The organism is Bifidobacterium sp. (assembly GCF_050874245.1).
Lineage (GTDB): Bacteria > Actinomycetota > Actinomycetes > Actinomycetales > Bifidobacteriaceae > Bifidobacterium.
Map to the genome: position 1 here is coordinate 1 of NZ_JBNMKH010000132.1, position 3,173 is coordinate 3,173.

A 3,173-nucleotide genomic window follows, 5' to 3' on the forward strand; every position below is an offset into this window, starting at 1 on the left:
GGAAAAGCTCAGCAAAGTCTACAACGAGGAAGTCAAGGCTCCGGCTTCCTTCGACTGCAAGGTCAACCCGTCGGCAACCGCCAAAAAAGCAAAAACCGCACGCGCGGCATACGACAAGCAGGCCAAGAAATTCAAGCAGGCGCTGAAACAATACGGCACCAAGCAGGACGAGAATCAATCCACCGAAGAATGATTGAAACGTCGTCCTCGAACGACGTCCAGCCGAAAATCGCCATTCATCCTCACACGTCGAACCGCTTGAACAACAGCCACAGCGATCGACAAAGCTTCCCGTCAGTGTAGGCTCTTCTGTGCATGGTTCCATATCCGAACGAATGTCTTGAACGAACGTCTGACCGAGGAGCTGGAATATTGAACGCAAAACGACTGTTTCATGTGGCACTCGCCGTTGCCGTGACCGTGGTGGTGATCGTCGCAGCCATCATCGGCTGCGGACCCAAGTGGGGCGATGGCTCGCCCCACGAATCGTCGTACGGCCAATCGTCATCCGTCGCCGAAACGGACACCGCATCCGACGTTTCCGTCACCCTCCCCTCCTACTACATGGAGAACATGGTGTTCCAGCGCAATCAGCCGATTGTGGTCAAAGGCACCGTCGCATCCGAGCAGAGTGACAAACCCGTCAAAGCGTCGAAGCTGTCCGCAACGCTCTCCCAAGGCAGGAAGTCCGCGAGCGCCACTGCGCGGATCGATAAGAAAGGATCGTTCACCTGCACTTTGAAGGCGCAGAAAGCGAGCCTCAAGCCATATTCTCTGCAATTGCGGTATGCCGGCGAAACGGTGGCCGAGCTGACGAACGTGTATGTGGGTGACGTGTTCGTTGCAGCCGGCCAGTCGAATATGGAGCTGAATCATGCGCAGTATTACGAGGGATCCGGTAATGCCTACAATTTTGGCAATGGTTTGGTGTCGCAAACCGATTTGCCGAAACCTCTCGTTGATAAGCATGTGAGTTTTGTGGTTGCTTCCCACACCATTGGAACTGATGATTTCCCTCTCAGCAGTGTCAATGCGAACGCCGACGCATGGTTGGACGCCAATACCGAGAATTCCCAGCATTTGAGCTATCTGGCTCAGCAGTTCGCCATGCAGTTGCGGGCGAAGCATCCGAATGTGCCAATCGGCATCATCCAGACCGCATGGGGCGGGACGCGCATTAAAAGGCATGTGCGCGGAGGTGACATCTATGCGAACCATATCGCGCCTTTGAAGGGTTTCCATGTGGCGGGCGTGCTGTGGTATCAGGGCTGTGACGATGCCGCGAATTCCGCTTCGGCCATGCAGTATGAATCGCAGATGACCGCGCTCATCAACCAGTATCGTTCCGTGTTCGAGCGTGGCGATCTGCAGTTCCTATATGTGCAGCTCGCACGTTGGCCGGGCTACCAGTACACGCAGAATGTGCGCGAGGCGCAGCGGACCGCGCTCGACAATGCGAATCTGAGGAATGCGTCGAATGTTGCGATGACGGTTTCGCTGGATACGGACAAGGGCACGTCCGCATTAATCCATCCGCTCGGCAAGGATATTCTGGGCGCGCGCATGGCCGCGCAGTATCTTGCGATGGAGGATGGTTCGAAAGGCAGCGCCGACGTGCCCAACGGACCGCTTTTCGAAAGCGCGCGGCATACCTCGGACGGCTTGATCACGCTTTCCTTCAAAAAGGGTACGGCGAACGGTTTGAAGGCCATGCAACCGAATTACACGAAGAGCGCAGGTGCGAAAGCTCCTGACTATACGAAAAAATCCGGAGCGACCCCGCTTGACGGCATCAGCAATATCGCCACTCCCACCACATTGGATTTGCAGGGATTCGAGGTCGCCGACCATTCCGGACAATGGACGCCCGTCGACGCCACCATCGAGGGCGACCAGGTGGAGCTCTCCGCAGTTGACGGCACAAGCCTTGGCGGCATGACCCAGGTACGCTACCTGTTCAGTGGCAACCCGAAGTGCGCGAGCATGCTGTACAACAAGCTCAATCTTCCGGCAAGCCCGTTCATCGCCATCGTCGAATAACGGCTGGCCGGTCCCTTCCCCGGCGAATCGCGAAAACTAGACAAACCGCTTCCTCCCACCGGTTTATTCATGCGCCGCGCCCTCCTACTATGGCATACGGAATATGACATGTACGGAACGCGACGTACGGAACGCACGGAACGCGACGTATGAGACGAATACGAGTATGCGAAACGTACGGGCGCGCACGAATGCGGTGTACGCGAGCAAGAGAGGAATCGCCATGAGGAAAAGCATCGCAGCTGCAGCGGCAGCGGGAATTCTGACCATTGGAATGGTCGCATTGCCGTCCATGGCTTCGGCCGATGAAATCGCACCGTCCACGGACGGACTGGCGTCCGGAACCACCATCAGCGAGCGCATCGACGACAATATGGGCATCTGCGGCAACGACAAGGCCTGCAACACCATCGAGCACGTGCATCAGACGAACCAGCAGATCAAGTCGGATATCGACACCACCAAGGATCACATCAAGCAGCTGCATCAGAACGCGCATGAGGACGCCGACGCGATCCGCCATTACAACGAGCAGGCTTGGAAGAATTACGTGCAAGACCGCGAGGATGTGAAGAACGCGCTCGACGCGGCGGCCAAGCGCGCGCAGGAACGTCACGACACCCTGCATCAGGATATTCAGGACAACCAGGCGCATCTGAATCAGCTGCACGCCGATGCGAAGGAAACCCACGACGAGCTCAAGACGCAGCATGATGCGTTCGTGGCCAGCAGCCACCAGTGGCATCAGTCGTTCATCGCGGCACTGAAGGAAGCGAACGCGAAGGCGGGTCAGCAGAACGGTTCAACCACTGCCGGCTCCGCCAACGGATCCTTCAATACCGCTTCCGGTTCCAACGGCACCGTGCAGACGATTGCCGACAATGGCACGGCAAACGGCAATGGTTCTTCCGCTGCTACTTCTTCGACGGCCGGCACTTCCAATAACCAGACCGCCGCGTCCACGGGCGCGCTGACCAAGTCGGAATACGGACAGCTCGCGCAGACCGGCATCGGCATCTCCCTTGTCTGCGCCGCGGTTCTGCTGTTCGCCGGCCTTGCCTACGCTGTGAGGATGCTAGCGCAGTACAAGCGTGAGACCAGTGAGGACTGAGCGAAAATCAAACCCAAGAACA

2 protein-coding genes and 1 pseudogene are annotated in these 3,173 nt (G+C 57.4%); all 3 read left to right on the forward strand.

Annotated elements, in window-relative coordinates; translation table 11 throughout:
• Positions 1-193, forward strand: a pseudogene (locus tag ACR0P8_RS09105) (hypothetical protein); the annotation flags it as partial.
• 203 nt (positions 194-396) lie between these two features.
• Complete coding sequence (locus ACR0P8_RS09110) at positions 397-2,040, forward strand: sialate O-acetylesterase (protein WP_432624759.1); 1,644 nt, start codon at positions 397-399, stop codon at positions 2,038-2,040.
• A gap of 223 nt (positions 2,041-2,263) precedes the next feature.
• On the forward strand, positions 2,264-3,151 hold the full coding sequence (locus ACR0P8_RS09115; RefSeq protein WP_432624760.1) for a conjugal transfer protein: 888 nt from the start codon (positions 2,264-2,266) through the stop codon (positions 3,149-3,151).
• Positions 3,152-3,173: the final 22 nt, after the last annotated feature.